This is a genomic window from Hymenobacter sp. HDW8, assembly GCF_011305775.1.
GTDB classification, from domain to species: Bacteria; Bacteroidota; Bacteroidia; order Cytophagales; family Hymenobacteraceae; genus Hymenobacter; species Hymenobacter radiodurans.
This window is the reverse complement of sequence record NZ_CP049907.1, coordinates 3,036,824-3,061,841: the sequence shown is the minus strand read 5'-3', so window position 1 is coordinate 3,061,841 and position 25,018 is coordinate 3,036,824. Positions and strand designations below refer to the sequence as shown.

Genomic DNA, 25,018 nt, shown 5'->3' with positions numbered 1-25,018 from the left:
TCTTGGTCTGGGGGCTTTTTTAGGTCCTCAAAGTTTAGGTAACGAGGAGTGAGAATGTCACTCCACGAATTCCAGAATATCTCCCGGCTGGCAGTTCAGGGCCTGACAAATAGCCTCAAGCGTACTGAAGCGGATGGCCTTTGCCTTGCCGGTTTTTAGTACGGAGAGATTGGATAATGTTAGATTAACTTTTTCGGAGAGCTCATTCAAAGACATCTTACGCCTGGCCATCATCACGTCCAAATTCACAACTATGGGCATACGTCAGACGGTTAGCTCATTTTCGGCCTGAAACTCAACCCCACGCTTAAATACCTGAGCTACGATAAACAGCACGCCGGCCAGAAACAAGAACTCACTGCTGCCCCAATCCTGCTGCACCGCCACGCCTTTTTTGATTAGCCAGTCGCTGTAGCCGTTGGCCACCAGCGCCACTACCCCCGTCCGGAGCGCGACGTGGCTAATTTCCGTTATCAACAAGGAAACGTTGGCATCAAACGGACGCGTGAAATCGAATCGCGAAAAGATCTTGATAACCAAGTAAGCGATATAAGCCTTCAGACCCGATAAGACAATCATAAACGACACCACAGAGACATAGTGGCGGGTGTCGAGTTGGTAAAGAGTATACAGGTCGAGTTCCGAGTAGAGGTTTCGCGCCCCTTCCGGATTTACAAACAGGCTTACCAAAAGGGCGATGAGCAATGCCATGCTTTTGATACACAGGCCGATAAATATCACCCAGAACACCACATGCACGGTGTTCAGAATAAACTTGTCTTTCGTTTCCATGAGTGTTTGAATAAAAGTCTACACACAAATTACAATAAAAATTTATTGATAAACAATAAATGTAAAATCTGCTTTCATTCGATTTTACTCAGTTTCCCAACACCAATACATAGTTGGAGAGAGCCCAAAAAAGCCCCCGATGCGCATCGGGGGCTTTTTTGAACTCTTCGTAAGCAGATGGATACTATACTAGAATGGATAGCCAATACCAATATTTAAGCGCACTGCCTTAAAGCCAGAGTCCAGCTTGTTGTACTCGTCGCCATTCTGGGTCTGAAAAGCGCCGTTCTCAAACGGATATACCAGCGGGTAGGCCGCATCGAAGCGAATAACGAAGAACTGCACATCGATGCGGATACCGGCGCCGGCACCTACGGCTAATTCTCTAAAGAAGCTATTGAACTTGAACTGACCGTTTTTACCGTCGGGCTGACCGTTTGCATCGAAAGTAGGGCGGTCCGGGTCGGCATTGATCAGCCAGATGTTACCCGCGTCGACAAACAGCGCGCCTTTCACGTAAGGAAACAAGTCGTGGCGGTATTCGATGTTGGCTTCCAGGCGCATATCGCCCACCTGGTCGTAGAAGGCGTTTACATCTTCCGGGTCCTGCGCCCGATACGTACCCGGCCCCACGCCCCGCGCCGCGAAGGCCCGCACACTGTTGGGGCCGCCAATACCGTACTGCTTCAGGTAGGGCAGCACGCTGGAGTTCTTGTAAGGCACACCCACCCCAATCAGTAGCCGCGTAGCAAACCGGTTGCCGCTGGTAGCATCGGGCGACACGCGGTAGTAGTTGCGGAACTCCAGATTGACTTTGGTGTACTGCGAAAACTCCTGACCAAACAGCTCGTAGTTGCCCTGCTCGTTTCGCGGAGCCCCTTTGGTGCTTTGCAGCAGGTAAGCCAAGTTGCCGGCCAGCTCAATGCCGCCGTTGAAATAGATCTGGTTGCGGCGCTGCTCCAGCACCTGCTGGTTGTAGGTATAGCTGTAGTTGCTGCCCAGAATAAACTGCTGGCGGAAGCTGTTGGCCAGAAAGGGGCGCTCCTCTAGCAACCGATCAAATTCGGCATCGGTGTTGGCCAGGCGCAGATACTGTACGTCGATGGGTTGCAGTTGCTGCTCATTGGTCACCTTGGTTTTCCAGCTGTAGCCATAGCCCACGTTGAATACATCCTGCTGGAAGAAATTGGTGCGCAGCACATACTTGTAGCCCGCGTTGAAAAAGGTGCGGGGCTGAAAATCCGAGTTGACCAAGCGAATATTGAAGGGCGGCGTAATCAGGCGCGGCACCAGCAGTTGGGCATCCACCCCGATGGTAGTGGAGGTCACGCCCGACTGGATACCATTGCCCGTTTCAAAGGAGGCTCGCCCATTAATCGTCAGTTGTTCGGCCCCGCGCAGGGCGGAGCGGTTGCGGAACTGCACCACAATACCCGGCCCGGTGAAGATGTTGGACACGTTCATCTGCAACTCCGCCCGCAGCGACTTTTTAGGCACCTGCGTCATGCGCACCAAGGAGTTGAGACGGCCGTACCCACCCGAATCAGGCTGGTTCGCAGAACGGTACCGGATGTCCACAAACTTGAACGTACCCAGGCTCATCAACCGGCTTAGCGTCTGGTCGGAGCGGCGGCGACGGTAAATACTGTCAGGGTAGATGAAGGTGGCGTTAGTAATGGCTTTCGCCTTAAATACTTTCTCGTCGGGAAAGTATCGGTAGCCCCGAAACATGATTGGCTCCTTCGCTCCTTCGGTGGTATCGGAAAGGGTGTAATCGGTATCCAGCGTCACCCGGTTGAGCACATAAGGCTTGGCAGCCTGCGGCGGAATCGTCCCTTTGATTTTCAGATAGACGTTTGCCTCATTATCCAAGGTGCTATCTACCTGAAACAGAATATAATCGGGGTTGAAGTAATAAAAACCCTGATTTTTGAGCGCCGCGTCGATGCGCACGCGTTCGTTAATCATGGTTTGCAGGTTGTACGGGTCGCCAACTTTCAGCAGGGAGTTCGGCTCCGTGGCCCGAATGGCACGATCAAGGAGCGTGTCACGGTCGGGAAAGTGGATTTCCTTAATCAAATAGGGCTTGCCCACGGTGGCCACGTAGTCAACGGAAGCGGTATTGTCCTTTACCTTCACCTTGCTGCTGACCGCGGGCTTAAAGTAGCCGTTGTTGTACAAGCGGTTGGTCATCAGACCCTTCACGGTGTTGGTGTCCACGACGCTCAGCAGTACGGGCTCTTCACCGTATTTATTGGCCAGCCACTTGCCCAAACCCTTGGTTTTGCCCTCACCCATGTGCCAGAAATAGAGCTTAGGCCGCAGCCCCAGAATGGAGCTATTGGGTTTGGGCGTAATCACCGATTCCAGCTCTGTTGTAAGCACCGATTCGTTCGGAATTGCGCTTTCCGACTTAATAGTGACCGTCCTGCCCGTGTAGAGCTTACTGCCTTCCGGGATAAACTTGGTACCGGAACAGCTGGCTAGCAGCAAAGCGAGCACCAGCAGCGGCAACCGGCGCTGGGGGGCTTTTTTGAAGGAAAGAAGTAAGGTGTAAGTCGTAGAAAGCACGGAGTAATGTTGATGTTGAATGCTAGTAACTAGAACATCCTGCTGAGCATCGCGCATGAGGTTGTCTAATTAGTAATCCTGCGTCAGCACGCGAGATGCTTCGCGGCACTCGGCCTGACAATTTTAATCTATAAAATTACCGGCCCGAAGTCGTCTGGCGCCTCGTCAGGCGTCCGGCTTCGCGTCGGGGCGTCGCTACGGTTTGCACCGTGTCTTTAACAGCTTTTTCTTCTTGCTTTTCGCGTTTACGGTTTTGCTTGCGCTCTACTTTTACGTCTTTGTCGATGCCTTGAAATAAGTCAGCCAGGGTCTTGTAGTCGCGTTGGAAAATGAGCGATGCCCCGTTGCGCACATACTGCCCATCAATGTCGCCGTAGGCGTTGTTACGGTAGGCGCGCAGGCGCAGGCGGCCATTGGCCAGAATGTCATATTCGATGCTCACGTCGCCGGCAAAATTGCTTACGCTTTGCTGCCCGCTGGAAGCTTGGTTGCCACCGGCCAAGGGCACATCAGTACCCAGGCGCACCGTCACGCGGTCGTTGAAGAGTTGGCGGCGCACGGCTACGTTCAGATCGGTGCGCGTTTTTTCGGAGCCGGAGGAGAAGTCAGCTTGTGAATTCACACCTAGCTCCACGCCCAAATTAGATAAGTAGCTACCTGTGAGCTTATTGAGCTGTGAAGTAAGCACCTGACTGGCGCTACCGCGCAACTGCTCCGCCACCAAACTACCCCCACTTGACTCGAACGGATTGGCGGCCAAGAAGCGCTCCAGGACCAACAGCGAAAACACCTGCTTATTCAGTTCGTCGGATTGGCTGGGCTGACGCAACTGAGCCAGACGGTTTTCAATCTGAGGGCGCAGCTGGGTACGAGTATCCTCAGGAAGTTGGATATCGAAGCTGATAATGGGCTTGAGCAGGTCGCCGTTTACTTTCAGCAGCACCTCAAAGGGCAGCTGGTTGCGGCCAATCGTCTGCAAACTCTCATCGGCTTCGCCCTGGCCGGCCAATAGCTCAGCGGGGGCCGTTTTTACATTGAATATGGCCGTCACATTGGTCTGCGCATTATAGGGGTCGCCGCTCCACACAATGGAGCTACCCTGAGCAATTTCGAATTCCCGCGACGCCAAGTCGTAGAGCGACATAGCGTACTTACCCTCCGTCACGTCTAAGCGGCCGCTGAGCGTAATAGTGCCCGCCGGGTCTATAGCAGTATTCAGCGTGCCCGCGGCCCGCACCTTCAGGTTGTCGCCGGATGCTTGGTCGATAATAATGGTGAAAGGCGTTTCATCCGTCACGGTCACGACGGCGGCAATATCAAACCCTTCCGCCGTCTGGGCCGAATCGACGGGCGCCTGACGAGCCAGCATAGTATCGAGCGGCGCGCTGAGGTCAATGAATTCCACAATTCCCTCCCGCTCCACGGCTACGGCCTCGTCGTTGGGCACCGCCACCGTCAGGTTGGAGCCTTCCACCACGGTAGCCGTAGTGCGAATGCGTGGCAGTGCGAGGTCGCCGGTAATGCGCGTGTCCGAATCGACCAGCAGCTTGCCATAGAATATTTCGTTGTCGCGCTGGGTGCTTTGCACGGCCAAGAAGTCGTTGGTCACGGCCCGTAGCTGAAAGCGGTAATCATCAATGTAGTTCTTGGTGTACACGTAGCCGTTGATTTCGGCCTTATTATTCAGTGAATCGAGGATGGTAAAGTCCTGAAACTTGATACCCTGCTCATCGAAGGTCAGGCTCTCGTTGGGCAGCGTAAAGGGGGCCCCAAGTTGGGTTAGCGTAAAGCCGGCGTCGTTGGTATTGAGCGTACCGCGCAGCTGGGGGGCATTTGTGGTCCCCTTCACCGTAAACTGCCCCGTGAGGTAGCCTTTCATTTCCTTTACTTCGCCGAGCGCAAACGGCTCTGCCGTATTCAGATTGAGACGAGCCACGTTGATGGCCATATCCAACGCGCCAGCCGCCAAGTAGTAACCAGTGGCTCGTACTTCGTTGTTGTTGGGGCCACCCGTCAGGCGGGCGTCTACCTGATAACGGTCGGCGGTGGGGTTGGTCGCATTCAACGATAAGTCACCGATAATCGACTTGTTGTAGGCCAAGCTGCTCAGCGTCATATCGGCGGTAAAAGCTTGGCGCGGCTGGCCTATGCTACGCACTACCGCCTGCCCGTTGAGCGTACCGCCTACCAGCGAGTCCTGCAAGCCGCCCGCTACGGCCAGCATATTCAAGTCGAGGTTGCCCAAGCGCGCCTGCAACGGATATTCAGCCCCCGGCAGCGTCTGCAATTCAATAAACTGCTGACCCTGACTCAGGCGTACACTATCGGCCCGAATAGCACCCGAAGCCAGCGTGTAGCGTACCTCGTTGTTGGGCGCCACCGTCCATTTCTGGTTGTTCACCACCAAGTTTTCGTCGAAGCTGAACGCATACGCATCGCCCTGATTCAGCACTTGCAGCACTCCCGCCAGATTCAGCAATTGATTATTGTCTGACTCACCAACACGCACATTAGTAGCCACTTTATTGTTGGCCACGTTGCCCGTTATGCTGGGGTTGGGCAGGCGCAGACTGGTATCCTGGCTAGCCTGGCGCATGCGCAGTGCGTAATCCAGCTTTTGAGGGTCAGAAGCAATGGTGAGCTGCGTGGAATCGAGCCGGTAGCCATCGTAAATGATGACCGGAATACGGCTGTTCAACGTCAGGTTAGCATCCCGGCTGTCAAAGCCGCCGGTCAGGTTAAAGGGGGAAATTTTGGTTAAGCCTGGCACCAGCGCCGCAATCGGGCGGGGCTCCAGCACGCGCACATCGAAAGTAAAGTTGCGCGCCGGACCACCCGCTACATAGCGCACATCGGGGAGGTCGAAGTAGCGGTCGATGTGTTGCTGAAGTACCGTTGCTAAGTCGCCCAAAGGCGTATTGCCATCCAGCTTCACCGTAAAAATATCGGAGGTCACGTCTACCGCGGAGCGGCCGGGTTGCTGCACTATTTTGCCTTCCAGCGTGCCAAATGCAAAGGGCTGGTTATCACGCACCACGACCACATTTTGTCCCGAGAACGTACCGTTGATCGAGTTCGCGTCGGCTCCGCTGAGGTTGGCCGTTAGGTTGCCCTGCACGCGCAAGTCGCCGCCGGTGTAGAAGCCGAGCGCGGTCAAATTTGCCCCCCGCAGGTTCAGCGACGACACTTCGTAGCTCGGGTTGTTAGCGTCGCGCAGATTCACGGTAGCCAACACATCCAGATTCAGGTTAGGATCGGTTTTGCTTTCGGCCGCAATCACGTAGCGGTTGCGGTCAATGTCGACGGTGGCCGCAATGTCGCGGTACGTGTAGTTATTGTACTCGGCCCGCTGCACGTCGGCCACTAGGCGGCCCTGCATGGTAGCCGGGTCGAGGCCGCGGGCGTTGAGGCGGCCGGTGGTTGTAACGCGTCCAATAGTCGGGTCGCGGAGCACGGCACCCACGTTGAAGTTTTGCACCGAGAAGCGGGCCGTAACGGGCTCGCGGCCGGCGGGGCCAGGCTCCATATTTACCACGGCCGTCGCGTTGCCGAAGCTGGTATTCACTTTCAGATTGGTGTCGAACACCATCGCCGTTGGGCGTCCCTGGAACGTGCCTGATACCGCAATGCGCGGCGGCAATTGATATTCTGGTGGAATGGTGCCGGCTGGAGCTAAGCTCTTGATGTCGGCGGCGGTAGTCGTAAACTGCGCAATGTTGAGGTCGGTGTACAGGCGGCGGTCCACTTCGGGTAAACCCTGAATCCGGCCACTGGCACGCAGCACGGTATTGCGGAAGCCGACCACATCCAGATTTTGTACCCGGAAGTCACCCACGCGGCCATTTACGCGCCCACTCACCAGCACCGATTGGTTGGCGCCCGTGGTAAAAGGGGGCGTATTGGCCAGATCGGGCGACAAATACAGAATATCACGGAAGCCGAGGCGCGTTTCGCGTAGGTCGCCTTCAATGCGCAACTGGCCGAGTTTCTTGATATCAGCGAGTGCATCCAGGCTTTCGTAGCCCATGGCCAGCGTGCGCCGGATGCGGGTGTGAGGCGTAATCAGGTCGAGGTTGTCGAGGCGGGTTTGCACCGAGTCGAAGATTACATCGGCCGTGGCGCTTTCCACCTCAAACCCACTTTGCTCCTTACCCGCCAGATTGACAATGCGGCCCGTAGTGCGATTCTCGGAGTAAAACAGGTTCTCCGTATTCAGAATCAGGTCGGTGAATTTGAGATGATTGTAGTCCATGCCCCGCACGCGGGTTTTCTGGGCGGGCTCGTTGAAGTTGTCGAAGGCGACATCCACGTCGCTGATGTCGGACTTCTTAAGCGTGACGACCCAACTGGCTTCCTCACCAGTGGCTTTTTCCACCGATTCGTTCAGGTCGCGCACGGCCTCAGCCGGGTTAATAATGCGCTCCTCAACGGGCACGTTTTCGTTTTGCGCGTAGGCAAATGTCGTGTTGCGCAAACGCAGTGTGTTCAGCGCCACGCGTGAGTTGCGCAGGTCAATGTTATCGGCCGTGATTTCGGCCTGCCCTACGCGGGTGTTGATGTACTGAGCCGAAGGAGCATTTTTGTACGTTAGGCTGACGTTGTCGAGCAACGCTTTATTCAACCCCAGCTCTAGTTCCAGCGGCTCGCTGACGGCGGTGTCCGGGGGGGCATTTTTGCTCTGTACAATGTTAATGGCGGTGTTGCGCAGCGCTGCTTGATCGATGCGGTAGGTAGAGGCATCCACGTCTACAGCATCCATGTTTACGGCCAGCTCGCCTACCCGCGTCTTCACGGCCATGCCTTCCACCTGGTCGTCGTAGGTGAGGCGAATATTAGTCAGGCGCGCATCGCCGATGTTGTACTGAAAGCCCGCGCTGGCGGTATCTACCGGGGCGGTAGTAGTGTCGCCGGTGGCAAAGGCTGCCGTGATATAGTCGAAGTTGAAAGTACTGTCGGGCAGGGTGCGCGTGATGCCCACGGTACCATCGTTTAGCTCCACCGACTTCACATTGATCTGTGATTTGGTAAGGGCCCACAAATCGATATTGACACCTAAGTGCCCCACCGACAACAGTGTATCGCCTTTCTGATCTTCCAGATACACATCATCGAGGGAAATGGCATTGCGCCAATCGGTGCGGAATTTCCCGATCCGCACTTCCGTCCCGATCTTATCTTGCAGATAGCCGCTGGCTTTGCGGGCTGCAAAGTCCTGCGCAGCCGGAAACTGCAAAGCCACCACTACCAGAACTACCAGCAGGATAATAAATGCCAACAGCCCCAGGATACCATAGAGGATGCGGCGAACGTACGTAGGCAAGGATTTGATGGTGTGGTTGTGCTTAAAGTGTTCAGTATCACCCAACGAAAAAAAGCGGCGCGGGGTTGGCTGGGGGGCTTTTTTGGTGGTAGAACGCTCTATATATGGCGACTGATACAGCAGGAAGCACGAAACTTCAATACTTATAAGTCGTAGCGCCGAGCTTAGCACTGACTTTTATTTGTATCTACCGGTTCGCTTAAAAACAAAAGCCCCGGCTCGTGAGCCGGAGCTTTTGTTTAATCTAAAAAAGGCCTTAAAAACCTGGAGCAACGGCTACCGCATATACAAAGGGGCCACCCGCCAGATCGAGATTCCGAAGGTAGGTGGCTGTATGGGTGGCTAAGTCAAGACTTGAAACGATATTTTTATTGTTACCACCAATTGTGAAACCATATGCAGTATTCGTAGTCCCCCCGATATCAAAAAGATTAATAGTTACGGGAGTACTGAACCCATTTAATCCTATTGTTCCGATTTCAGTTAGTGTACCTGCACTTGGCGGATTCTGAATATACAGCTTGTTGTTGCCGATGGCGTACAACGTAGTTGACGTTGCGCCAGCATAGCTATTATCATAAGCCAGCCCACCCACGTTTGCAGTCACATCACCCTCTACAGTAACAGTACCGTTGGAGGGGTTTACCAATAAATTTTGCCTACCAGCGGCAACTATGCGAATGCGATCCGTAACAGGATCAAAGTCAAAGGCATACCTAACAGAATAAGGTAAGGGGATGCTTAGATCGACAACACGTGTAGCTGCACCCGTTATCAGATCAATAGTGTATAATCTATAGCTATCGTTAAAAATAGTTCCATCTAAAAAACGGCCTCCTAAACCTATTACGAGAGCATAGAGCTGGCTAGTAGCTGGACGGAAATCCAAGCCTTTAATTTCCTCATTCCTGGCTAATCCTATACCTACAGTGGTACTCCCAGATGTCTGTGTCGGATCAAAAGTGTACAGATAGTTAACCGTAGATCTTCCGGAAATTGTAATAAAGCCGACAGCATACATCACGGGCTGGGTAGGAATAGCAATTCCAGAGTAATCTAGGCTAGCCGCATACTGGGCTAATGGACGCGCCGCACCAGTGGTCAAGTCCACCGTGAATAAAGTGGGGTTGCCATTTACGGCGTACAAGCCCAAGGCCGTACCAGTTTTTGCGTCAATATCGAAGCCGCCATTACCGGTGATGTTTAAGCTTAGGCTCCCGACCGCTATCAATGCACCATCGTTGGGCGGGTCTTGGCGGTAGAGCTGGTCGGTAACCGGATCGAGGTCGTAAAGTATAGTTGTAGCTGCTTTAGTCGTATTATTAGTGTAGGCTACCCCAGTCAGGGTGGCGCCCGCCGCGCCGTTAATGGCCCCATCGGTATTGGCTACCGTGCCCGTCTCGGGGTTCAGGCGCAGGTTCTGACCGGTCGAGGTCACGAGGCGAATGCGGTCCACAGTAGGATTGAAGTCAAAGCCGACCAAATTGCCCCCCAGCGCGGGGGTAAACGGTCCTGCGCCAATGGCCCGAGCCACGCCCGTGTTCTGGTTGATGACGTACAGGCGGCTGGCACTGCTGACCCCATAGAGCTGCCCCGTGGCGGGGCGAAAGTCAATGGCTAAGAGCGTCTCGCCGCTACCGAGGCCCGTAATGGCGACCGAGTTGGTGCGCGTAGCGGCATTGCTCGTGTTGTAGGCATCGAGCCGTGTTCCCCCCGATAAGGCATAGAAGGCAATGTCCTGGCCTAAGGGGGAAAAGTGGGGATAGTAGGCGGGGTCGGATTGGGTTTAGGGAAGTACTGCTCCAAGATGTCTTCGCAGCTCGTGAGCGACCCCACTAGCAAGGCCGCGGCTCCGAGCTTGGTAAAAGTTGAGGTTATTTTCATATAGGAGTGATAACAGGTTGATTGATAGAGGCAAGAAGGATAAGAGAACCTACAAACAAATTTTGCAGAGGGACCTAGCAGCTGTGCTAGGTCCCTCTGCAAAATTTATGTGTGCAAAGGCAGTGAACCTAAAAGCCCAGACCGAGGGCAAAGACACTGCTTACGCCCGCAGGATAATAGCCAACTGAGGTGGCTCGGCCGGTTTGTAAATCGACGGTATACAGGGACCTTCCATTCAGGAAGGTGATGCTCAGCATGGCATAGGCTGTGTTACTCATGCCGCCAATATCCATCCCGCCCCCGATGATTCGCTCAGCTTGTGTATTACCCACGACGACCGGGACATTCTCAGCGGACGAGGTGAATTGATAGACCGTACTGATGGATTCCTGACGGTCCCTCAATACCCAGTGGATACCATACAAGCTCGTGCTCGTCGCCCCCGCTGCGTTATTGCTGTAGGCCAGGGCAAAGGGTATCGGGCTACCAGCGGCAATGGGGGTATCCTCCACCGCCTCGCCGGTCACAGGGTTCACCCGTAGGTTCTGGGTCGTGGTAATGGTCCCGTTAAATCCATCTGTGAAAATACGGATGCGGTCAGTGACAGGGTTAAAATCAAAATCTGTCACATTCCGATAGAATCCCGGAAGGCTCACTGGGGCCACGAGCGTGGCCGCCCCGGTGGCCGGATTGATGGTGAAAAGTCGGGCCTGAACCGGAACTAAGGCTGCTGGCCCGGTAAGTAAGGGTGGGGCTACGAGGGCATATAACTGACCAGTAGCAGGGCGGAAATCCAGTGCTTTCACACTCTCATCCGGGCCTAATCCTGTAATAGGCTTGTTTATGAGCGGAGCAGGCGTAATGCCGTTCGAAGGCGTGGTGGGATTAAAGATCACCAAATTCAAAATATCGATCCCCGCAACGCTATAGGCAACTGGCTGGGTGGGGATAGCGATACCTGTATAGCCAGCGTTGGTGGCATACTGAGCTAGTGGCCGGGCGGTACCGTTGGCTAAGTCTACGGTGAAGAGCGTGGGCTGGCCGTTGACTGAGTAGAGGCCTAAGGCGGTACCGGTTTTGGCATCAATATCAAAGCCGCCATTGCCACTCACTGGGAGGTTCAGGTTACCCACGGACACGAGGGTACCATCGTTGGGTGGGTTGATTAGGGTGAGCTGTTGGTTCTGCGTGTTGATGGCGTATAAGGCCGTCGTTGCAGCTCCATTTGTGTTGTTGGTGTAGGCTACCCCCGTAATGGTAGCGCCAGCTGCCCCATTGATGGCGCCATCGGTGTTGGCTGCCGTCCCCGTCTCGGGGTTCAGGCGCAGGTTCTGACCGGTCGAGGTCACGAGGCGAATGCGGTCCACAGTAGGATTGAAGTCAAAGCCCACCAAATTGCCCCCCAGCGCGGGGGTAAACGGTCCGGCCCCAATGGCCCGAGCCACGCCCGTGTTCTGGTTGATGACGTACAGGCGACTGGCGCTGCTGACCCCGTAGAGCTGCCCCGTGGCGGGGCGAAAGTCAATGGCTAAGAGCGTCTCCCCACTACCTAAACCTGTTATGGCGACCGAACTGGTACGCGTAGCGGCATTGGCCGTAGAATAGGCATCCAGTCGGATGCCATTAGACAAGGCATAAAACGCAATGTCCTGGCCTAAGGGCGGGAAGGTGGGAATAACGGGCGGAGGAGTGGGCTTGGGGAAGTACTGCTCCAAAATATCCTCGCAGCTACTGAGCGAAGTCATAAGTAAGACAGCCGCGCCCCAGGTGGCGAGGGAAGAGTGTTTTAGCATAGAAGCCAGATTATAGGATGTAAAGAAGAAATAATTGAACTAGATTATTTGCCATACGTAGCTCTTCAGTAATTAGATGTTACTTTTTCAATAAAAATTTACCCTATCAAATACACTGCTTTCGCAGAGCTTAGAATTTTATCTGCATCCTGTAAAACGCAAATAAAAAGCCCCCCAGATGTTATCTGGGGAGCTTTTATGTAGTGTAGGCGCATTAAACTATCGACTTGCAAACTTAGAATCCTAAGCCAACTGTAAAGCCGCTTGTGCCAATGCCGCCTGAGCTTCTGCCAAACACGCCTTTGCTGGTAGCTTTGCCCGTGGCCAAATTGATCGTATATAGCTCCGTACTACCGGTAGTATTTAAAACAGCATAGCCCGTGTTGGTGGTGCCCCCGATATCGAAGTTGCTGCCGGGGCCGGCGTTCAGTTCCAGATTACCAACCTCTATCAACGTTCCTGCATTGGGCGCGTTTTGTAGAAACAGCTTTGCGGACAGAAAAGGCGCTCGGGGGCTGAAATCTCTAGTATCGATTACGTACAAATTGGTAGTGGTAGCGCCTGCGTAGTTATTATCATAAGCCGCCGCTTCCACCACGGGCGTACCCGGATTCAGGTCAGTGTCTTGGGTTGCTGTACCATCGGCCGGATTGACGCGTATGTTCAGGCCAGAGCGGCTTACGATGCGAATACGATCCACGACGGGGTTAAAGTCGAAGCCATAGGAACCCCTAAACGTTAGTGGAATAGATAAGCTGGCCACTCGCGTAGCCTCGGCAGTAGCGGCGTTGATAGTGTACAAGCGGCCATTACCCATCTGCGGGCCACCCTGGGGTTGCTGCACGGTTAGGGCGTACAGCTGCCCATTGAGGGGTCGAAAATCCAGGCCAGCCAACTCTTCGGTTGGAGCCAGCCCTGTGATGGGCTTAGAAATGGCAGAGGACGGATTGGTTGGGTCAACAATTAACAAGTCATTGTTGATAGTGACGGCATAAGCCACAGGGGAAGTCGGGATGGCGATGCTTGAATAATCTGTGCTTACGGTATACTGCGCCAGTGATTTGACGGCACCTGTGGCGAGATCTACGGCAAACAGAGTCGGATTGCCATTGACCGAATACAAGCCCAAAGCCGTGCCCGACTTCCCATCAATATCGAAGCCGCCATCGCCTGTAATATTCAGATTCAGCCCTCCTATTGAGGCCACGGTGCCTTCATTGGGCTGGCTAACCAGATACAGTTGCCGGCTTTGCGAGTTGATGGCGTATAAACTTGTCGTTGAGGCTCCTGCTACATTATTGGTATAAGCCACTGCCGTGATACTAGCGCCCGCCACTCCGCTAATTGGCCCATCGGTGGTGGCCACCGTCCCGGTCTCGGGGTTGAGGCGCAGGTTCTGACCGGTAGAAGTCACCAGACGAATGCGGTCGACGGTGGGATTGAAGTCGAAGCCGACTAAATTGCCCCCCACAGCGGGCGTAAAGGCTCCTGTACCGATGGCCCGGGCCGCGCCCGTGTTTTGGTTGATCACATAGAGGCGGCTGGCACTGCTGACCCCATAGAGTTGCCCGGTGGCGGGGCGGAAGTCAATAGCCAGTAGTGTTTCGCCGCTCTGCAAGCCGGCAATGGCCACGGAAGCCGTAGGAGTAGCCGGATCTTTTGTGGAATACGCATCCAGCTTTGTTCCTCCCGACAGCGCGTAGAAGGGAATATCTAAACCCAGATTAGGAAAACTGGGAACACTGGGTGTGGGCCTGGGAAAGTATTTATCCAGCACGTCTTCGCAGCTACTCAGCGACGACAACAGCAAGACGGCCAGGCCCCACTTGGCGAGAGTAGAAATCTTCATCATTTTGAGTGTATTTTTATTATTTAATTAAGAAATAATAGAATTTATTTTATTGTATACTCTATGTAACTATATAGATTCAGATTATCAAATTTTTGTATCGTGCCTAAAATCCTTCGAACCTTGTCTGCTCAAATAGGTAGCTACTACCTAGCACAGCCATAAAGCGTAGTAAAACTTATCTTTCGCGCCCATCCTGATTTTTTCCGAATGATCATTCGCTTCTCTCTGCCCTATTACACCGAGCCCGGCCAGCGCATAGCGGTCTGCGGCTCCGAGCCCAGCTTGGGCAATTGGAACCTCGACCACGCGCTTTTTTTGCACTACGCAGCCCGCACCGGTCTGTGGACCCAGGAAATAAGCATTCCCTCCGACCACCCGCACCCCATCGAATACAAGTATGTGCTCCTCGACGAGCGCGACGGTAGTAAGCAGTGGGAATGGGGACCCAATCGGGTAGTCGGCGATACTGGGGGGCTTTTTACTCGCCTTGTGCTGGAGGATTATTGGCGCGCTCCCGCCGAGCCCGACAATGAGCTACATACGGCCGCCTTCACCAAAGCGCTGTTTCGGCGGGGGCCGCACGACGCTTCTGCCCCGAATCAGGGCACCACATCCACTACAGAGATAGGGTCAGCGGGGGCCATCCGGTTTCAGCTGGTGGCGCCGCGGGTAGCCCCGCAGCATCAGGTCTGTATTCTAGGCTCCGATGCAGCATTGGGGGCTTGGGATGCCAGTCGGGCGGTTATTCTATCTGATCGGGACTATCCAATCTGGACAGCACAGGTAGCCTTGGAGCAGCCCGGCCAGAACACCCAGTATAAGTATGCCATCCGCGACGCTCAAACCGGCCAGATCATTCATCTGGAAACCGGCGACGACCGGGTAATTTTGCCCCCCACGCCGGCCAATACGTTGCGGGTGCGGTCTGATGAAGGGTTTCGCTATCCGGCCGGCAATTGGCGCGGGGCCGGCGTGGCGCTGCCGGTTTTTTCCTTGCGCACGAAGCAGGGATTAGGCGTGGGCGAATTTTCGGACCTGAAGATGCTGGCCGACTGGTCGGCGGAAGCGGGCCTGAAACTGATGCAGATTCTGCCCATCAACGACACCACCGCTACGCACACCTGGGTCGATTCGTACCCCTACGCGGCTATTTCGGTGTTTGCGCTGCATCCGCTGTATCTGCATCTGGAAGGTATTGCGGAGCTAGCCAAGCCTGCCGACCGCAAGGAGCTGGCCCGCCTGCGCGAGGAATTGAACGCCCGCGACTTCGTGGACTACGAGCCCGTAATGGAGGCTAAGTGGAAGTTCATCAAGCGCTTATATCAGCAGGAAAAAGCCACTTTTCTCGCCGATCCTGCTTTTAAAGCGTTTTGGGCAGAGCAGAATGAATGGCTGGTGCCCTACGCTGCTTTCTCGGCCCTGCGCGACCGGTTTGGCACAGCCGACTTCCAGCAGTGGCCCGCCGAGTTTCAGACGCCCCAAAACCTCGACCAACTTACGGCCCCCGACCAGCCCGATTTCGATGAGTTTGGTTTGCACTTTTTCACGCAGTTTCATCTTGATAAGCAGCTGCGCGAAGCCGTAGAATATGCCCGCCAGCGCGGTGTGGTGCTCAAGGGCGATTTGCCCATCGGCATTTATCGCCACTCCGTGGATGCCTGGACCCAACCCGAGCTCTACCATATGGACCGACAGGCTGGCGCTCCGCCAGACGACTTCTCGGTGACGGGTCAAAACTGGCGCTTCCCGACTTACAACTGGGAGCGCATGGCCGAGGACAACTATCAGTGGTGGCGCAACCGCCTGAGCCACTTGGCCCGCTACTTCGACGTGCTGCGCATCGACCATATTCTGGGCTTTTTCCGCATCTGGGAAATTCCGGGGCACTCTGTGGAGGGCTTGCTGGGGCACTTCGCACCCGCTTTGCCGATGCATCGGCACGAGATTGAGCAGCGGCTGGGCTGGTTTGATTATGGGCGTTTGTGCGAGCCATATATCCGCTGGCACATGCTCCAGCACATCTTCCATGCCCAGGCCCAGGCCGTGTTCGATGAGTTTATGGAAGATGCCGGCTATGGCGCGATTCGCCTTAAAGACTACGTGCGCACCCAGCGACAGATTGAAGCGTTATTTGACCAGCGCATTGCCGAAGACCCAAACAACGCCGAGCACCTGCGCTGGTTGCGTACGGGGTTGTATAAGCTAGTGAACGAGGTACTGTTTGTGCCCGCCGACGAGCCCGACTTCTACCACCCGCGCATCACAGTGTACCTGAGCACGTCGTTTAAGGAGTTGGACGATCATAACCGGCATCTGATTAACGAGATTTACAACGACTTTTTCTTCCGGCGCCATGAGGATTTCTGGCGGCGCCAGGGTCTGGTAAAATTGCCCCCGTGCGCTACGCCACCGATATGCTTATTTGCGGCGAAGACTTAGGCATGGTGCCGGCTTCCGTACCCGGCGTTATGCGTGAGCTGGGTATGCTGGGCCTCAACATCCAGCGCATGCCCTCCGACTCCAAGGTAGAGTTTGGCAACCCGGCTCATGCCCCGTACTTGTCCGTTGTCAGCCCCGGCTCGCACGATATGAGCACCTTGCGCGGCTGGTGGGAAGAGGATCGTGACCTTACGCAACGCTTCTTCGAAGACCTGCTCGGCCACCGCGGCGAAATTGCCCCCCAGTACTGCGAGCCTTGGGTAGCACGCGAGATAGTTGTGCAACACCTGCATTCACCTGCCATGTGGGCCATTTTCCCCATTCAGGATCTGCTGGCGATGGATACCAATCTGCGCCGCGAAAATCCACACGATGAGCAAATTAACGTTCCGTCCAATCCGCAGCATTTCTGGAAATACCGCCTGCATCTGAATCTGGAAGAGCTAGCCTCACAGGCGAGCTTCACCCAAGAGGTGCACGAGTTGGTTGATGGCAGTAAGCGAACCGAAGTGTATTAATTTCAGTCGCTTACATTTCATTTGGCTAAAGGCTTTGATGAATTTTCTACTTAAAAAAAGCCCCCCAGCCTAACCGCTGGGTGGCTTTTTTGGTATAGGGGTGTCAACGTTCGTTTCTTATGCCTGCTTCTGTTCCTCTGCCCAAAGCCGCGCGCCGTCTCCGCCCCGCTACTGATTACGATGTGGTTATAATTGGGGCCGGAAGCGCCGGACTCAGCGCAGCCTTGGTGCTGGGCCGCTGTCTGCGCCGCGTGCTGGTGTGCGATGGGGGCGCTCCGCGCAACGATCCTTCGCCCGCCGTGTGGGGTTTTTTCACCCGCGATGGAGTGCAGCCCAGTGAGCTGCTGCGTCTCGGGCTCGAGCAGTTGGCCGCCTATCCCAGTGTCGAAGTGTGTCCCCTGCGTGCCACCGAAATTAGTGCGAGCGACCAGTGCTTTACCATAATTGCCGATACGGAGGCCAGCCGCACCCGGAGCATCACGGCGCGTAAAGTGCTGCTGGCAACGGGTGTAGAAGATGAATTACCTCCTCTGGAAGGTATGCGCGAGTTCTGGGGTCGGGGCGTGCTGCATTGCCCTTACTGCCACGGCTGGGAAGTGCGCGACCGAGCCCTGGCAGTATACGGGCGCGGAAAAGGCGTTACCGGACTCGCACTGCTCGTCAGCCGGTGGTCGAAGGAGGTGGTGGTATGCACCGATGGGCCCGGCGGCCTGACCGATAAGGCTCGCCAGCGTCTTCAGCGACAGGGCATTAAGGTGAGGGAAGAGCCTATTGAACGCCTGGATGGCACCAAGAAGCAAGGCCTACAACATGTGCTGTTCAAAAATGGTGATAAGCTGGTACGAGAGGCATTGTTTGTGCATCCGCACCAGCACCAACGCACCAATTTGGCCGAGCAGCTAGGCTGCCGTCTCAACAGCAAAGGCGCCGTCTGGACGGATAAAAAGCAGCAAACCTCGGTGCCGGGCCTCTACGCCGCCGGCGACACGACGGCCGGTATGCAGCAGGCTATTCTGGCCGCGGCTGAAGGCTCACTGGCGGCCATTATGATAAATGAAAAGCTTACCAAGGAAGAGTGCGTTTGAGGCGCTTAATCAACCCGGAATACGGATCGTAAACTCCGTGTATTCACCTTCCTGGCTTTCCACGGTAAGCGACCCATTGTGGCCTTTGGTTACGATATCGTAGCTCAGCGACAGGCCTAAACCGGTGCCTTCTCCCGTGGGCTTGGTCGTAAAGAAGGGCTGAAAAATCTTATCCTTCACGGTGCTTGGCATGCCCATGCCATTGTCGCGCACGCGTACCTCTACATCGCCGGTCTCGGTGCGGCGGGTGCTTACGCTTACCGTGGGTACGTAGCCATCGGATACGCACTCTTTCTTTTTCTGGACGGCGTAGAAGGCGTTGGTAAAGAGGTTTAGCATCACCCGCCCTATATCCTGCGAAATAGCATTCACCTGTCCTAGCTCAGGATACAGGTTCGTGTACAGGGTGGCGTTAAAAGTTTTATCCTTGGCTCGTAAGCCGTGGTAAGCCAGGCGCAGGTACTCGTCGGCCAGCATGTTTATATCGGTCGGTTGCAGCTCGCCTGTGCTGGCGCGGCTGTGCTCCAGCATTCCCTTCACAATGGATGCTGCTCGTTGGCCGTGGTGTGTAATTTTTTGCAGATTCTGCTTTAAATCAACCAGCAGCTCGGTTTCCAGATCGATGTTGCGGGTGGGCTTGCGCTTTTCCTCCTCCAGTTCCATAATCAGTTCGGCGCTTACATCTGAAAAGTTGGTCACGAAGTTCAACGGGTTCTGAATTTCATGGGCAATACCGGCAGTCAACTCGCCTAGAGAGGCCATTTTCTCGGCCTGAATAAGCTGGGTTTGCATGGTTTTGAGCTCAGTTAAGGCCTGGCTCAACTCCTCCGTCTGCTTGGTGAGCGTGGCGGTGCGTTCGGCCACGAGGCGCTCGAGTTCGGCATTCTGCAATGCAATGCGCTGCTTTTCCTGTTCTTCTTCCTCCCGCAACAGGCGCTCTTTCTCTAGGTGCTTTTTCTGGTTGCGCGCAATCAGCAGAAAGGTGATCATCCATATCACCGTGAAGCCCTGCGAAGCATCAAAGGCATTCTCGTAGTCCTCGTCCAGCTTCCAATTCGATAGGGCCAGCACCAGCTCCATGGCGGAGTACACGGTGTACGGCACGACGGCCAGCAGCACGGTACGAGCCGGTCGGTAATCGCGCAATGACAATGCTACCAGCACTACAACCACGAAGACGAAGAGCATATACACTTCGTCCAGCTGATCGTTGCGGAAGTTAATTAGCAGGTCAAGAATACCTAGCCCCACCCCCGGCACCCAAATCCAGCCGAGCAGCTTATCCCAATAGGGCAGGCGGTTGGGCAGGTCGAAAAACCTACGCAAAATCCGCACTACCACCAGTTGGGCCAGCAGAATGCTAATTATTATTTGACCATCAAATTTCATAGACGAAGCCAGTGCTGAGACAGCGAGGTAAACCGGGCGGAAAGGGGAGCATCAAATTACTAAACTACCGCTACCATCTTGCGCCTGCCAGTGCGGGAAAGATCAGCTTAGGGAGCAATAGTACTAATCATCTTTTATTAACTTTTTAGTTAGCCAGTTCTTCGGTAGCGGAACGGCAAAGACGACGGTCGGATTGCTGGTGCGTGGACGGCGGCGGGTGGTAAGCTTTTTCAGCTTGTCATCCTCTTTCGACAAAAGGATGCTGGCATAATCTCCAATCAGGCCCACGGAGGTGGGAAGTACAATGCGTACTGAAAGTTGCTGTGAGGTCTCAGCAGGTTTTGCGCCAGCGGGGTTTTGCGCGTGGCTGCTAAGAATGGAAAGTGGGCCCGCAAGACATAAGAAGAATAATTTAACACCTGACATTGAGTAAGAGCAACACTATACTACTGATTAGGAATAGAATTTATTTGCAACTCTCTATAGAATTATGAACAAATCTACTGTGTTTGCTTTCGTAAGCAATAGCTCAGCAAACGCAGCCTACCAACGCTCAGACTGTAAGGCGGTAGCCAGTATTATAGTGAAAAACGCTGCTCTTCTGCCGTCCGCTCGGGTAAAGGCTAATTCAAACCATACTGCTGCAGCGGGACGGCGTGCCATTTGGTATAAGCCAGCCAGCGCCGATACCACTTCTCATACGTACCCAGCACGCATATAACCTGGCCACTTTGCAGGTAGATGCGGGTCTTGGGCTGACGGTTTTTCCACTCAATGGGACCTGCTTCATCGGGCTCCATTTCCTGCACATGCTGCCAGAGAAAAGCGCGCAACATTTCGTGTTCCTGGCCCAGCATATCCTGCCAGAGCCGTGTAGCTTGAACAATTGGGGAAGAAGACATATTACGGAAGAGCAATCTAGTTTGCATCCGCCCGTTTTTTCCCAATAATTGCGCCTGTTTTTAAACTATGAAAGCACTGCAGGCTAAGGACAGCTAATTTCTGTAAATCGGTATAGTTTAAGTTGTTAAAGCAACTATTTGCGTCTGAAAGCCGACTTGGCTGACCAGTTAATTCTCCAACTTTACTCAGTGCGGTTCTAAAGCTCCTTAGTAAGGGTAAGGACACAAAAAAAGCCCCCAGTGGAGAGCTTTTAAGCATAGGTAGGCGCTAATGAATTACCGCTTACCTATGCTACTCTTGGATGCCTCAGTCGCTTTCGGTGCGGTCGTAGCGCCGGAGAAGCTCTCGGGTGGTCCGAGGTAGCTGGTTTTCACACCGCCACGGTCTATTACCAGCTTTTGCAGCACCACACCAGGGTCGACGAGCCAGAATTTCAGCACATGCTCGCCGGGCTTGGCTAGCGTGTGGCTGGAGGTTTTAATGATGATATTATTTGCCACTGCCTGCTCCCAAGGCCGGTTGCCATTATCCGGGTTTAGGCCAGTATGTAGGTTGACGATCTGCGGTGCTTCGTCATCAAATGACACAGCGTAGCGCAAGCCGGTGGTATTGGTGAAGTCGAGTGTGGGGGCCATGTATGCCTGCACCGTTACTGGGCCGCTGCCCTTTAGCTGCACTTTATATTCTAAGTGCGGACTGTTGCCGGCGGGCGTCTGGCTTGGAATAGTTCTGGGGAAAACCGTTACGCCAGAAAGAGTGCGGCCCAGGTCCGGAATGGTCTGCCATTTCACGTTGCTGCCGTTCACGGCTTGGCTGTAGTGCTCGGCTTCTATCGATACATAGCCATCGGTTTCGACAAAGCCTTTCGCCAGATTGGATTTGCCCCCCGCCGCACTTCCCACCACGGCTTGCACTACGACTTTCTTATTATTTGGTCCGCTGATGGTAATAGGTACGCGCGTGGTACCAGCAGGTGCTTTGCTCCAATCTACACTAACCAGCAGGCGCTGCTCCTTATCGAGCTTAGCTGGCTTGGTAACACGCAGCCACGGTGAACCGGTTTGAACGGTGTACTCAAAGGGAGCCGTGCCAAGGTTGAACACATCGATGTAGCGCGTGGTCTGCTGGTGGGAGTTGAAGGTCGGCAGCACGGCCTCGCCCGACTGTTGGGGCCAAGCCGCTTCGGCGCCCTCGATAGCTACGCCCATGTCGGCGGTGGCGGCAGGAGTAAGCTGTTTTACTTCGGGCATTTTATCAGTGGGGGGCTGCTGCCAATACGTATAGCCAATGTGGGTCTGGTCCATCATGTGGTTCCACTTGCCCTTAGCCATCGTCTGGTTGTAATAGCGCGAAATCTCGGCATCGCGCTCAAACAGCTTTTTGGCTTTGGCGGCCAGATCATTGGTACTGGCGCGGCCTTGTTGGGCGTAGAGTTGGTTCTGAGCGATGGTGTAATACATTTCGTTCAGGTTAGCGCAGGCTTTTACGGGGTGTAGCACCAACTGGAAATAAGCGTCACGGTGCTCGGGGGCATTTTTTCGTTTAGTTGCTCTGCTTCCACCAATAACTTGTTGTAGTCACCCACCACGGTTTCAAACTCGCGGTAGTTGGTCAGGCTATACGTTTTTTCATTCAACAATTCCGGCTTGCGGCGCGAGTTGTACTTGGCATACTTAGCCAATATATCAGCAATGGCCGCGGCGTGTTTGGCACCAAACTGCTGAGTGGCCCACTGCCGGGTATAGTCGTCAATTTGGTTGGCACCGATCTTATCAGGGTTCCAAGCGTAGTCGAGAAAGAAGCTGATGGGAAATTCCATGGGCTTCAGGTCGCCCACATTTACAATCCAGATTTGGTTGGCGCCGTACTCGTGCGCCAGGTGCATCTGCTCCCAAATACGCGGAATTGGGTTCGTGTTGAGCCACTTGTAGTTGCGCGGACCACCTACATAATCATAGTGGTAGTAGATGCCGTAACCACCTTTGCGGGGCTTGTCGCCTAGCTTGGGCAGCTTGCGGATATTGCCCCAGTTGTCGTCGCAGAGCAATAGGGTCACGTCGTCGGGCACGCGCATGCCTTTGTCGTAGTAATCCTGTACCTCTTTGTAAAGAGCCCACATCTGGGGCGTTTGCTCGGCGGGCTTACCAGTTTCCTCCGCAATGATTTTGCGCTGGTCGGCTACTATTTTTTCCAGCAGGGTGATGTTGCTGCCCTCGCTCATGGGCTCATCGCCGTCGCCACGCATGCCCACGGTTACGATGCTTTCCTTGGTACCCATGTTCCTGATACCCTGCCGCCAGAAGTCCTGCAAGGTTTTTTCGTTGGTCTGGTAGTTCCAGGGGCCGCTGCCGAAGCGCTTCCATTCTTGCTGTGAGCGGACCATAGGCTCGTGGTGTGAAGTGCCCATTACGATGCCGTACTCGTCGGCCAGCACGGGGCTCTGCTTGTCGTCGTCGTTGAAGGCATTGCCCCACATAGCGGGCCACAGGTAATTGCCCTTTAGGCGCAGAATCAATTCGAATACATGGACGTACATTTTAGAGTTGATACCGCCAAATTTCTCCTTGGCCCAACCGCTCAAGGCTGGCGCCTCGTCATTAAGGAATATGCCGCGATATTTCACCTTAGGCTCACCCTGCGTATGCCGACCGGGCGCCACATACAAAGCCTGCTGCGGCGGCGTGGGCACATCGGCCCACCAGTACCACGGCGACACGCCAATTTGAGCTGACAAATCATAAATTCCGAAGATGGTGCCGCGCTTGTCGCTGCCGGCAATAACTAGGGCGCGGTCTACACCAGGCATGGGCTGTTCCACCACTTGCAGCAGGAAGGTTTCCCACTTGCCCGCCACGCCCGACACATCAAGCTTTTTCGCTTTTACCAATCCGTCAATCAGGGGGCTTTTTCCAAGCGTCCCGATCAAGACTACCTCTTTTCCGGCCGGCGCTTTATCAGTTGCGAAGGTGGGCGTAAGCTTGGTAACGCGGTTGATATCGGCCTGCAAGTCCTTGGCGGCGCGTAGCACGCCTGGCCAGTCGGAGTTGCTGGCGTATAGAGCCGCGGTTTTGCCGCCAGCTGCCAGTGTAAAGCCGCCTTTTCCTTTTTGGCTCGAAACGTAGACTTCAGCGCCTGGTACTGTAGGGCCAGCTAGCGTTGGCAGCGTAGCTAGCAGTATAAGCAGCATCGGTAGCTGACACTTGCGGCGCCAATAAAAGTACAGTTGGATGGGTTTGAGTAACATAGCTTTGGGTGGAAGGAGGCAGAGCTGAAGGTCAAGGCTAGCTCCCGCCCCATGTTCTACATTTTGCTCTTTGCTGTCTGCATTACGGCCTGCAAAGCGGGCTTTGGCTGGTAGCGGCGGTCAAACAACAATGGGTAGCTGGTGCGACCTCTGATGGGCCAATCGTTTAGCCAAGAATCGTTGTCCGTTACGCCCCACAAGGTGATACGATCAATGACATCGCGGTGCTTGCGGAAGAGGGTGAATAAGTCAGCATAGCGTTTCGTCAGCTTTTGCTGTACGGAGTCGGGCAGACCGGTCGTATACACATTGTACTTCGCGTCGGTGGCAAACGTCTCGGCGATGTCTGCGCCTTGGCGCCGGCTAGGGTTGGGCAGCACATCAATGTCCAGTTCCGTGAAGTTGACCTTTACACCAAGCTTGGAGAACGCGACGATACTCTCTTCTATCTGCTCAATGCTAGGCTTTGTTAGGCCGTAATGGCCCTGCATGCCAATAGCCGTCACTTTAATGCCTTTGGCCTGCAAGCTTTTGACCAGTTTGATTGTGCCTTCCCGCTTTTCAGGACGGTAGAGGCTGTAATCGTTGTAGTACAATTCCGCTTTAGGGTCGGCTTTGTGGGCGTACTCGAAGGCTTTGGCGGCAAAATCTTCGCCCAGAATTTCGAGCCACTTGGTTTTGCGCAAGTCACCCTGCTGATCGTCGATAGCTTCATTTACGACGTCCCAGCCCCCGATTTTGCCTTTATACCGCCCTACTACGATGTTGATGTGATCTTCCAGACGCTTCAGTACTACCTCTCGCGTTGCTGGTTTGCCAGTCGCATCCTCAAACACCCACTTAGGCGTTTGCTGGTGCCACATGAGCGTGTGCCCCACGATGAACATCTTGTTCTCCTGACCGAATTTTACATAATCGTCAGCAGGCTTGAAATTATACTTATCTGGCTGTGGATGAACTGCTTCCCACTTGAGCAAATTCTCGGGGCTGATTGTATTGAACTGCTGCTTAATCAACGCAATGGCCTTGGTATCCTGACCATTAACCTGCTTGTAGTTGAGCGCGGCACCAACGTAAAAGTCTTGCTTGAACGCGTCCTTTAAGGTTGGCTCAGACTTCTGGATAAAGCCGAGCGAAACACTAGTCAGTACGGCGTATGTAAAGGTTTTTTTGATGCTCATGGAAGCGTAATATCAACGGAGAAATAGATACGGATTATGGTAGCATC

General features: G+C 54.4%; 16 protein-coding genes. 3 read left to right on the top strand and 13 right to left on the bottom strand.

Annotated elements, in window-relative coordinates; genetic code table 11:
• Positions 1–57 precede the first annotated feature (57 nt).
• The 7 genes from G7064_RS12975 to G7064_RS12945 all read right to left on the bottom strand — a co-directional run bounded on the left by G7064_RS12975 (position 58) and on the right by G7064_RS12945 (position 14,212).
• Entirely contained in the window at positions 58–261 is a 204-nt protein-coding gene (locus G7064_RS12975) for a helix-turn-helix domain-containing protein (protein WP_133274373.1), read from the bottom strand.
• Between the two features lie 3 nt (positions 262–264).
• Positions 265–792: a DUF2975 domain-containing protein gene (locus G7064_RS12970; RefSeq protein WP_166073913.1), complete on the bottom strand. Its 528-nt coding sequence runs from the start codon at positions 790–792 to the stop codon at positions 265–267.
• Between the two features lie 189 nt (positions 793–981).
• Complete coding sequence (locus tag G7064_RS12965) at positions 982–3,363, bottom strand: BamA/TamA family outer membrane protein (RefSeq protein WP_166073912.1); 2,382 nt, start codon at positions 3,361–3,363, stop codon at positions 982–984.
• A gap of 136 nt (positions 3,364–3,499) precedes the next feature.
• Entirely contained in the window at positions 3,500–8,683 is a 5,184-nt protein-coding gene (locus G7064_RS12960; RefSeq protein WP_166073911.1) for a translocation/assembly module TamB, read from the bottom strand.
• Positions 8,684–8,939: 256 nt separating this feature from the next.
• A complete protein-coding gene (locus tag G7064_RS12955; protein ID WP_240935876.1) occupies positions 8,940–10,334 on the bottom strand; it encodes a DUF4394 domain-containing protein in 1,395 nt (464 codons plus the stop codon).
• Between the two features lie 361 nt (positions 10,335–10,695).
• Positions 10,696–12,360, bottom strand: coding sequence for a DUF4394 domain-containing protein (locus G7064_RS12950; RefSeq protein WP_166073909.1), 1,665 nt, complete (start codon positions 12,358–12,360; stop codon positions 10,696–10,698).
• Positions 12,361–12,595: 235 nt separating this feature from the next.
• Positions 12,596–14,212, bottom strand: coding sequence for a DUF4394 domain-containing protein (locus G7064_RS12945; RefSeq protein ID WP_166073908.1), 1,617 nt, complete (start codon positions 14,210–14,212; stop codon positions 12,596–12,598).
• Between the two features lie 207 nt (positions 14,213–14,419).
• On the opposite strand from G7064_RS12945, the gene G7064_RS12940 reads away from it, so the two are divergent.
• The 3 genes from G7064_RS12940 to G7064_RS12930 all read left to right on the top strand — a co-directional run bounded on the left by G7064_RS12940 (position 14,420) and on the right by G7064_RS12930 (position 18,254).
• Positions 14,420–16,651, top strand: a complete 2,232-nt coding sequence (locus tag G7064_RS12940; protein WP_166073907.1) for a 4-alpha-glucanotransferase — start codon at positions 14,420–14,422, stop codon at positions 16,649–16,651.
• Positions 16,609–17,169 carry a 4-alpha-glucanotransferase gene (locus tag G7064_RS22750; protein WP_166073906.1) on the top strand — a complete coding sequence of 187 codons (561 nt, stop codon included), beginning with the start codon at positions 16,609–16,611 and terminating at the stop codon, positions 17,167–17,169. The genes G7064_RS12940 and G7064_RS22750 overlap by 43 nt, the downstream gene beginning before the upstream one ends.
• Before the next feature lie 119 nt (positions 17,170–17,288).
• Positions 17,289–18,254: an NAD(P)/FAD-dependent oxidoreductase gene (locus G7064_RS12930; protein WP_166073905.1), complete on the top strand. Its 966-nt coding sequence runs from the start codon at positions 17,289–17,291 to the stop codon at positions 18,252–18,254.
• A gap of 9 nt (positions 18,255–18,263) precedes the next feature.
• Here G7064_RS12930 and G7064_RS12925 read toward each other — a convergent pair whose 3' ends face one another.
• From G7064_RS12925 to G7064_RS12905, 6 genes are all read right to left on the bottom strand, one after another.
• The gene (locus G7064_RS12925; RefSeq protein ID WP_133274387.1) at positions 18,264–19,643 is read right to left on the bottom strand and encodes a sensor histidine kinase; all 1,380 of its coding nucleotides are present in this window, start codon (positions 19,641–19,643) and stop codon (positions 18,264–18,266) included.
• A gap of 123 nt (positions 19,644–19,766) precedes the next feature.
• Positions 19,767–20,069, bottom strand: coding sequence for a hypothetical protein (locus tag G7064_RS12920; protein ID WP_166073904.1), 303 nt, complete (start codon positions 20,067–20,069; stop codon positions 19,767–19,769).
• Positions 20,070–20,266: 197 nt separating this feature from the next.
• Positions 20,267–20,545 (bottom strand): hypothetical protein, encoded by a 279-nt coding sequence (locus G7064_RS12915; RefSeq protein WP_166073903.1) that lies wholly within the window; start codon positions 20,543–20,545, stop codon positions 20,267–20,269.
• Between the two features lie 276 nt (positions 20,546–20,821).
• Positions 20,822–22,006 (bottom strand): hypothetical protein, encoded by a 1,185-nt coding sequence (locus tag G7064_RS23050; protein ID WP_317172757.1) that lies wholly within the window; start codon positions 22,004–22,006, stop codon positions 20,822–20,824.
• A gap of 23 nt (positions 22,007–22,029) precedes the next feature.
• Entirely contained in the window at positions 22,030–23,790 is a 1,761-nt protein-coding gene (locus tag G7064_RS23045) for a glycosyl hydrolase 115 family protein (RefSeq protein WP_317172756.1), read from the bottom strand.
• Between the two features lie 56 nt (positions 23,791–23,846).
• On the bottom strand, positions 23,847–24,971 hold the full coding sequence (locus G7064_RS12905; RefSeq protein WP_166073902.1) for an endo-1,4-beta-xylanase: 1,125 nt from the start codon (positions 24,969–24,971) through the stop codon (positions 23,847–23,849).
• Between the last annotated feature and the right edge of the window lie 47 nt (positions 24,972–25,018).

Bases quoted from the DNA above. Each gene is read 5' to 3' on its own strand.
- G7064_RS12975 (WP_133274373.1), bottom strand. From the start codon at position 261: ATGCCCATAGTTGTGAATTTGGACGTGATGATGGCCAGGCGTAAGATG.
- G7064_RS12970 (WP_166073913.1), bottom strand. From the start codon at position 792: ATGGAAACGAAAGACAAGTTTATTCTGAACACCGTGCATGTGGTGTTC.
- G7064_RS12950 (WP_166073909.1), bottom strand. From the start codon at position 12,360: ATGCTAAAACACTCTTCCCTCGCCACCTGGGGCGCGGCTGTCTTACTT.
- G7064_RS12945 (WP_166073908.1), bottom strand. From the start codon at position 14,212: ATGATGAAGATTTCTACTCTCGCCAAGTGGGGCCTGGCCGTCTTGCTG.
- G7064_RS12940 (WP_166073907.1), top strand. From the start codon at position 14,420: ATGATCATTCGCTTCTCTCTGCCCTATTACACCGAGCCCGGCCAGCGC.
- G7064_RS12930 (WP_166073905.1), top strand. From the start codon at position 17,289: ATGCCTGCTTCTGTTCCTCTGCCCAAAGCCGCGCGCCGTCTCCGCCCC.
- G7064_RS12925 (WP_133274387.1), bottom strand. From the start codon at position 19,643: ATGAAATTTGATGGTCAAATAATAATTAGCATTCTGCTGGCCCAACTG.
- G7064_RS12920 (WP_166073904.1), bottom strand. From the start codon at position 20,069: ATGTCAGGTGTTAAATTATTCTTCTTATGTCTTGCGGGCCCACTTTCC.
- G7064_RS12915 (WP_166073903.1), bottom strand. From the start codon at position 20,545: ATGTCTTCTTCCCCAATTGTTCAAGCTACACGGCTCTGGCAGGATATG.
- G7064_RS23050 (WP_317172757.1), bottom strand. From the start codon at position 22,006: ATGTATTACACCATCGCTCAGAACCAACTCTACGCCCAACAAGGCCGC.
- G7064_RS23045 (WP_317172756.1), bottom strand. From the start codon at position 23,790: ATGTTACTCAAACCCATCCAACTGTACTTTTATTGGCGCCGCAAGTGT.
- G7064_RS12905 (WP_166073902.1), bottom strand. From the start codon at position 24,971: ATGAGCATCAAAAAAACCTTTACATACGCCGTACTGACTAGTGTTTCG.